The organism is Streptococcus sp. 2018162 (assembly GCF_019754175.1).
Classification (GTDB): Bacteria; Bacillota; Bacilli; order Lactobacillales; family Streptococcaceae; genus Streptococcus; species Streptococcus hashimotonensis.
Map to the genome: position 1 here is coordinate 330,841 of NZ_JAIJZP010000002.1, position 7,752 is coordinate 338,592.

The 7,752-nt window shown below is 35.0% G+C and carries 12 protein-coding genes and 1 pseudogene; all 13 read left to right on the forward strand.

Annotated elements, in window-relative coordinates; translation table 11 throughout:
* Positions 1 to 4: 4 nt before the first annotated feature.
* Positions 5 to 751, forward strand: a complete 747-nt coding sequence (locus K5Q22_RS03865) for a hypothetical protein (RefSeq protein WP_203178346.1) — start codon at positions 5 to 7, stop codon at positions 749 to 751.
* A gap of 277 nt (positions 752 to 1,028) precedes the next feature.
* A complete protein-coding gene (locus K5Q22_RS03870) occupies positions 1,029 to 1,505 on the forward strand; it encodes a hypothetical protein (RefSeq protein WP_221868561.1) in 477 nt (158 codons plus the stop codon).
* 193 nt (positions 1,506 to 1,698) lie between these two features.
* A complete protein-coding gene (locus tag K5Q22_RS09845) occupies positions 1,699 to 2,982 on the forward strand; it encodes a pre-toxin TG domain-containing protein (protein WP_205013591.1) in 1,284 nt (427 codons plus the stop codon).
* Positions 2,983 to 2,985: 3 nt separating this feature from the next.
* Positions 2,986 to 3,303, forward strand: coding sequence for a hypothetical protein (locus K5Q22_RS03880; protein ID WP_029172752.1), 318 nt, complete (start codon positions 2,986 to 2,988; stop codon positions 3,301 to 3,303).
* A gap of 170 nt (positions 3,304 to 3,473) precedes the next feature.
* A complete protein-coding gene (locus K5Q22_RS03890) occupies positions 3,474 to 3,884 on the forward strand; it encodes a colicin E5-related ribonuclease (RefSeq protein WP_024407041.1) in 411 nt (136 codons plus the stop codon).
* Positions 3,884 to 4,411, forward strand: a complete 528-nt coding sequence (locus K5Q22_RS03895; RefSeq protein ID WP_024393939.1) for a hypothetical protein — start codon at positions 3,884 to 3,886, stop codon at positions 4,409 to 4,411. Before K5Q22_RS03890 ends, K5Q22_RS03895 begins: the two co-directional genes overlap by 1 nt.
* Positions 4,412 to 4,602: 191 nt before the next feature.
* Positions 4,603 to 4,884, forward strand: a pseudogene (locus K5Q22_RS09900) (ribonuclease domain-containing protein); the annotation flags it as partial.
* 1 nt (position 4,885) lies between these two features.
* Positions 4,886 to 5,272, forward strand: a complete 387-nt coding sequence (locus K5Q22_RS03905) for a barstar family protein (RefSeq protein ID WP_044763556.1) — start codon at positions 4,886 to 4,888, stop codon at positions 5,270 to 5,272.
* 389 nt (positions 5,273 to 5,661) lie between these two features.
* On the forward strand, positions 5,662 to 6,030 hold the full coding sequence (locus K5Q22_RS03910) for a hypothetical protein (protein ID WP_029171981.1): 369 nt from the start codon (positions 5,662 to 5,664) through the stop codon (positions 6,028 to 6,030).
* Between the two features lie 577 nt (positions 6,031 to 6,607).
* A complete protein-coding gene (locus tag K5Q22_RS03915) occupies positions 6,608 to 6,922 on the forward strand; it encodes a hypothetical protein (protein WP_221868563.1) in 315 nt (104 codons plus the stop codon).
* 36 nt (positions 6,923 to 6,958) lie between these two features.
* A complete protein-coding gene (locus K5Q22_RS03920) occupies positions 6,959 to 7,246 on the forward strand; it encodes a hypothetical protein (protein WP_205013593.1) in 288 nt (95 codons plus the stop codon).
* Positions 7,247 to 7,248: 2 nt separating this feature from the next.
* Positions 7,249 to 7,398 carry a hypothetical protein gene (locus tag K5Q22_RS03925; protein WP_205013594.1) on the forward strand — a complete coding sequence of 50 codons (150 nt, stop codon included), beginning with the start codon at positions 7,249 to 7,251 and terminating at the stop codon, positions 7,396 to 7,398.
* An 8-nt stretch (positions 7,399 to 7,406) separates the two neighbouring features.
* Positions 7,407 to 7,721 (forward strand): hypothetical protein, encoded by a 315-nt coding sequence (locus tag K5Q22_RS03930; RefSeq protein WP_205013595.1) that lies wholly within the window; start codon positions 7,407 to 7,409, stop codon positions 7,719 to 7,721.
* Positions 7,722 to 7,752: the final 31 nt, after the last annotated feature.

Consider the following 7,752-nt stretch of genomic DNA (forward strand, 5'->3'; position numbering starts at 1 on the left):
TAAAATGTTGTGGGAGAAAAAAAATTGTTGCATTGCTAATGATGACTATCGATTAACAATAAGTGTTGGAATAGGTAATCCAAATGAAGAAACCATCGTCAAGTTAGATGGTTCAAATAGAAGTTATCAGATTATTTTTGGTTTTATCCATGAATTATTTTGGTATAGTGCGACTAATGTAAATTATAAAACATTTACAGATAAAGATAGTGACTGTTTTGTAGAAATCACAAATAGCAAGCTGATTCACGAATTAGAAAAAATTTCATCAGGGATGACTGTTGATGAAAATTTAAGGCATTTCAAAATTAAGGGGCTTAATGCAACTATAGATATTATAACTGCTGAAACATTTATTATTAGTGAGTTAACAAAGGATAAATATAGCGATATAACTTCGGATTCTAAAATAGCTTTAAATGAACCAATCGAACGTGGATATTATTATCTTGGTTGCAGGGTAGAAGTTGAAAATTCTTTGAGCTTTACTCTTGAAAGCAATAAGAATACTTATGAAATTGATTTTGCCAATGCCAATAGTATAAATGTGATAAGTGAAACCTATGATTTGTTACCTAGGATACCAACGAATTCAGCTCAAGTGTTAGATGGGCAAAAAGGGTATGTATTTACAATAAAGGAGAATGATTCTATCCTTGGATACAAGATACTTGGTTTGGAAAATTATAATGCCTATGTTTTTACAGAATCTTGTCCAGAAATTTATTCCATTCAATCGAATACAAACTAAATTTGACTATTTGCTTTAAGCAATGATAATTTTGAGTGTAATTTATTATTAAAGCGGGTGGTTAGGTTGAAATTTATTTATGTTTTGAAAGAGCTTGCCATCAATAGAAATAGGCGATATTTTTCTGAGGTTGTTTTATTTGATTAATGGATATTAGAGATTGAAGATGTTGTGTATTCAATAAATCTAGACCTCCCTATTAATAACCAATATATTGATAGATGCAATTATCATATTGAGATTATTTTTAAGAATAGAGAAATTATAAAAATTGGAGATGCGGGGAATAAATATGGCTGTTGAGTTTTTACCTGAAGAAAGACAGGCATTTTTGGAAATTAATTTTGTGGAAAGATATGAGAAGTTTGCGCTTGCTCGACAGTTTCCCGAAGAGAAAAAAACTTTGAGGCCGACCAAGGTTAAAGAGCTAATTGAAAGCATGGGCTATACGGTTACCTACAATGGGAGAGAGAAATTTTTCCGCTTCTCGATTGCCAAAGACGAAGCGACAGGATTAGAAGCGTTTCTGACGATTGATGTTCGTACAGGTCGTGTAGAGCTAATATGGTACGTCAACAAAAATGATAAGCCTTATGCAGGGACGGTTCTGCTTTCGGTTGCTAGAAGATTAATCTCGCTAGATTATCGAATCCCTTATCCACATGTTCGTTCTTATGAGGAGTTACGAGAGGTGTTGGAAGAGAATATCAGCCTCTATCTTGAGTTCTTTGAAGCACTGAAGAAATACCAGTAGACTACTTAGAAGTTATAGGGAATCATCTAGACTTTTCTAGGTGATTTCTTTTTGGTGTGGTAGAATAAATGTGTAGACCTTTGAGAACAGAATATCTATACCGAACTAGCTTGGCTGCTCTGCTATTTCCCTAAAAGCTGACAGCTACCTAGGTAGTCAAACAGACCCGCTCAGCCAAAACCTCTATGCCTATGTGCAGAACAACCCAGCCAACTACACCGACCCGAGTGGGCATATCTGGAAGGCTTTGACAAATGCATATAATACTGCTAAGAAAGCAGTGTCCAAGGCCTATAACGCCGCTAAGAAAGTAGTTGTCGATACCTATAATACTGTCAAAAAAGCAGTGGTAAACACCTATAACACCATTAAGAGCGCAGTCGGTCACGCAGTCAACTGGGTCGGACAAAAGGTCAATCAGGCAGTCAACTGGGCTGGCAATGCGGTAAGGCAGACTACTAATTGGATTGGTCAGCAATTCACCTCTCAGCGAGGCTACAATAATAGCACTCGAAACTATGTGACCTACCAGCAATCAGAAGCCCAGCGTCAAGCCATCGCTCAGCAACAGTATCAGCAGCGGGTGAATCAAGAATACATTACAGCGACAGGTATAAAAGGACAGCCCAAAACAAGAGAAGCCCAAAACCTCTTTAAAAACTGGGGAGCTGCTTTGAGAGAAATGTATACACACGTATGTAATCCTCAGACTGCCAAAGGTAAGGACTCAGGTTCTCGAAACAAGCCAAATATCAGCATTGCGGATTTCCGCAAGATTGAAGAAGCCAATAAGTATGGATTGACAGTGGCTCAAAAAGAGCGCATTGATAAAATGACACTGGATCAGTATCTTCAATCTCCGCAAATGACAGCGGAAGAAATACTATATGCTCGTCAGGTAAAATTTGCTTCCTATACAGAAGCAAGAAAAGACGTATTCCCAACGTTTGTTGCAGAGTTAAGTGGATGGAATAACATTCAGCGTCTGAAAGATGGGGTTGATCCGACAACAGGTGAACAAGCGAATCGCTGGTTTGCAGCAGGAGAACTCTCTCTTGATTTAGCAAGTAATCTACTACCATTTTTGAAAGCTGGAAAAATTACCCAATTAGGTAAGATTCTAGATGCAACTGATGATGTAGTTGATACGTTTGATCATGTTAGTGATGTTGCAAAAACTACAGATAAGTTGGATGATGTTAATGCCGCGAGTAAAATTTTTGAATTATCGAATGTTAATAGTTTTAACGGAGCTAATATAAAAGATGTTGAAAAGTATTTAGATGAAGCATTAGAGGGGTATACAAAATCTCCACTGAAGCGTGGAGAAGGAGTGAGGTACTACGATGGTAGAGGGAATTCTTGGCAATTAAATTATGGTTACGCAAATGCTACTGATGAGATTCACAGCGGTGCATACTTAAAAACAACAGTGGGAGAAGGAATAGTTAGGATACCACTGACCGGAGGTAAATAGACAATGAAGACAGAAGATTTAAAAGAGTTGTTGCTATCTATTGCTGAAGAAGATGCTATCATATCTCGCTTATACGGTCTCTTTAGTTTGAGAAAAGGATACTCTGTTCAATTATTAGAAGAAATTATTCAGCATGGAATAAAGATTGGATGGTTTGAGATGGTAACTGTGCAAACTGGAGAAATTACCCATAAGGATATAGAATGGAAAATTGATAATGTTTTCCAAGAGATTATATTCTCTGATAGGAACTTTTCTGTGATGACCTTGTTCAATGAATCAGACGAGATACCGAATGAATTTAAACAATTTAGTTCCTAAGTATATAGTCTAATAAAGACGTATTCCCAACGTTTGTTGCAGAGCTAAGCGGATGGAATAACATTCAGCGTCTGAAAGATGGGGTTGATCCGACAACAGGTGAACAAGCGAATCGCTGGTTTGTAGCAGGGGAGCTCTCTCTTGATTTAGCAAGTAATCTACTACCATTTTTGAAAGCTGGAAAAATTACCCAATTAGGTAAGATTCTAGATGCAACTGATGATGTAGTTGATACGTTTGATTATGTTAGTGATGTTGCAAAAACTACAGATAAGTTGGATGATGTTGAGGATGTTGGTGATGTTGCTAAAACCCTCACGGCAGACGATATCATTTTTAGTGATAAATTTTCGAAGAGTAATTATTCTAGTCAAGTTTTAGACAGAGGCTGGAATAATCAAAAAATCGCAGACACTATTAATAATCCCGTTAAAACGACCTCTGGATATAACAAATATACTAATAGTAGTGTAACTAACTATTATATTGATGAAATACATTATGTTGCAGTCGACGATAGCACAAAGAAGGTTATTCAAATTTCGGACTTAAATAATCCTAACTGGAAAGGACCTAGATAATGATTGAAAAACCAAAAGGTAGAATCAATGAGATTGTATATTTCCATACAACTGATAGTGAATCCCAAAATAGAATCTATCCGAATCTTATACAATTATTTATATTGTTAGATGAGATTTTAAAAGCGGATGAGACGACTTCTTCGCTTCATGTTACACCATTTTATGTAAATGAAATGTTAAATTTTCAGGAGGAATTTGATATTGCACATCTTTATATAGAGACCAAAGAAAATGTAACATTAATTGAAAAAGAAGAGTTTGCAAAAAAAAACATGTTTTGGCTGACACCCGAATCTGATTATAAAATACTAGATAAATACATTAATTTAGATGATATGAAACAGATGTATTTTTTGGTAGAAAAAGCAGATATTTTGGATTTTAAAAAAAGTATTCATGCTTATATGTCCTTTTTAATGCAAAGAGGTATACCACAAATGATGGCGTGGCTATACGATATGTACGACTTTGATAAGGAATCAATACCCTATGGCTATTTTTGTTTTGAAGTATTATCACATTAGTAGATGGAGTATTCAGTTATAGGAGAGGACTGTGGCTATACGAAATCATCTAGAATTTTCTAGGTGATTTCTTTTTGATGTGGTAGAATAAATGTGTAGACCTTTGAGAACGGAATATCAGATGGAAACTGTCTAGATAGCTCTGCTATTTTCTAAAAAAATAAAAGACCTAATCTCTAAGCGAGCTTCCACAGAATGTACAGGATGCCTATAAGGGCTATGATGGGGTTAGCTGGCAAGGGAATTATAAAGGGCAAACCCCAAAAACGACAGCAGGGAAGAAGTTTGATAATCTTCAGTCATATCTACCTAAAGTTGATTCTTCTGGTAATAAGATATCTTATAAGGAATATGATGTAAATAATTATATCGCAGATGTAGGTAAACGTGACAACCAGAGGCTTGTTAGAGGTAGCGATGGCAGTGTATATTATAAGTGGAATCATTATGATAGTTTTGTAAAGGTGAAGTAATATGGATACTTTAAAAATAATTAGTAAAAATGAGCAAGATGAACTCATTTCCACTATTCCAAAAGAGGCAAAAATAGTCTATTTAGATGGAAAAGTATTACAAGAAAAAGAAAATTCAATCAATTGTATTTGTGAAGCTTTCTTAATTGATAGAAATATCAGTAATTGGGACGCTCTTAATGATGTTTTAGGCGATTCTGATTGCATAACTAATGATGTGATTTATGTATTTTTGAACAATTATCAATTGATGTTCTCTGATAGTCCAGAATTTAGAAATATTGTATTGTCTATTCTTTCAAATAACGTCGAATGGTGGTCAGGAGATGTTGAAAAATATGTTGTTGATGGTAAGAAGAAATTATTTAATGTCTATTTAGTTGATTGACTTACTTTCTTTCTTGGAGTTTGTGACTATGATTATATGTCCTTTTTAATGCAAATAGGTATACCACAAATAATGGAGTGGTTATACGAAATCATCTAGACTTTTCTAGGTGATTTCTTTTTGGTGTGGTAGAATAAATGTCTAGAGCTTTGAAAACAATATATCATTTAAAACTGTCTAGATAGCTCTGCTATTTTCGCAAAAGCTAAAAACTCTTAAACACGTATGTAATCCTCAGACTACGAAAGGTAAGGATTCAGGTGCCCGAAACAAGCCAAATATCAGCGTTGCGGATTTCCGCAAGATTGAAGAAGCCAATAAGTATGGATTGACAGTGGCTGAAAAGATGAAGATAGGATATTACGCCAGTAGAGTAAGGAGGATTCGAAGTGAGTGAAATAATAGAAATTTTAGAACTTTCAGATCTTGACGAGTATTTTATAAAGGTGAGAGTTAATGGATTAATATTAGATGCAATGATTAGTAGTGCACCCTATGTAATTGAGGTCGGAAAAAAATATAGAGGGAACTTTAGTTACACTAATTTTAATAATTATGAAACTGAACAATCAGAATCAAGCTGTAAACAACTTTTACATATGAAAAATTACAGTTACAAAGCTAACGGACTACTAGTTAGTGATGGTCATGCTGATGTGGGCATACATATAACAAGTGAATTTTTAGAAGATACTCCCGACCTTATTGGTCAATATGTAGCGTTTGTAATTGATAGATTGGAATTAAGTTTTGATTAGGAAGAGCTTCGTAATTTCATTTATCATATGTTCAGTTTCTCAAAGACAAAAGATTACGGTAAATTAAATAAACAGTTGAGGAGAAAATGTCTAATTAGTTTAATTGGTATACTGTTTTTAGATATACTATTCAGTCTCACGAAGAAATAGGAAGGCAGTGGAGGAGAATAGAAGTTTCGATTTTGAGTTCTTTGAAGCATTGAAGAAATACCAGTAGGATACTTGAAAGTTATAGGGAATCATCTAGACTTTTCTAGGTGATTTTTTTTTGGTGTGGTAGAATAAATGTGTAGGTCTTCGAGAACAGACTGTTTCTGCATCAACTAGCTGAGAAGCTCTGCTATTTTCTAAAAAGCTAAAAACTCTTAAACACGTATGTAATCCTCAGACAGTCAAAGGTAAGGACTCAGGGCAAACAAAAACTAAAATAGATGATAAAAATGGTCAAATTGTTGAATATAGACCTTTTAATTTAGGAGATGGTAGAATCAATATTGGAACATATATTCCTAAAAATAAGTGAGGTTACGGAAATGAGAGAAGCAAACGACTTGGAAAAAAATGGTTTGCATTGATGGTGAAAGCAGATTTTGAACGGAAAGAAATTATATCAGAGCAATTATCGACTGTATTTATTAGCTCTGAGGAAATAACCAAAAGTTTTGCTTCTATTAAATTAGGAACTTTGACAAATAAATGTTACCCTTTTCAAGAACGAGTGCCGGTGACAATGCTAGTATATGTTCAGGATAATAGAGGGTTGCGACCAATAGAATTTTTACTACATGTGGTTAATGGATTTGTGAATGAACTTGAAATTTTTGATGCTGCTGGCTTTGATATTGAAGATTATTCCAGTATCCCACTTGACAATATTAAGTATCTAACCTAGTAAATCTACGAAGTTTACTTAGCTAACGGTAAGCGATTGGATAGCTACGATCTAGAAGCAGGTGAAATTATCTCTCGTAAGGCAACTGATTTGGATAAAATTCAAGAAAGCACCTTTAGGAGCTATCTGAGAGAGTTTGAACAAAAATACTCAGTGGGTACTGAAATACGCTCTCAAAAATATAAGAATGAACTTTATGGAAAAGTATTGGAAGGTTCTTATATCTTGGAGGTCCCCGCCTCCAATGCGAAGCTACCTAATATCGATTACTACAAACAAATTGCATCAGAATATGATGTCACGCTTAGATTTACGGAGGAATAAATATGGCTGTTGAGTTTTTACCTGAAGAAAGACAGGCATTTTTGGATATTAATTTTGTGGAAAGATATGAGAAGTTTGCGCTTGCTCGACAATTTCCCGAAGAGAAAAAAACTTTGAGGATAACTACAAACCGACCAAGGTTAAAGAGCTAATTGAAAGCATGGGTTACTCGGTTACCTACAATGGGAGAGAGAAATTTTTCCGCTTTTCAATTGTCAAGGACGAAGCGACAGGATTAGAAGCATTTTTGACAATTGATGTTCGTACAGGTCGTGTAGAGCTAATATGGTACGTCAACAAAAATGATAAGCCTTATGCAGGGACGGTTCTGCTTTCGGTTGCTAGAAGATTAATCTCGCTAGATTATCGAATCCCTTATCCACATGTTCGTTCTTATGAGGAGTTACGAGAGGTGTTGGAAGAGAATATCAGCCTCTATCTTGAGTTCTTTGAAGCACTGAAGAAATACCAGTAGACTACTTAGAAGTTATAGGGAATCATCTAGA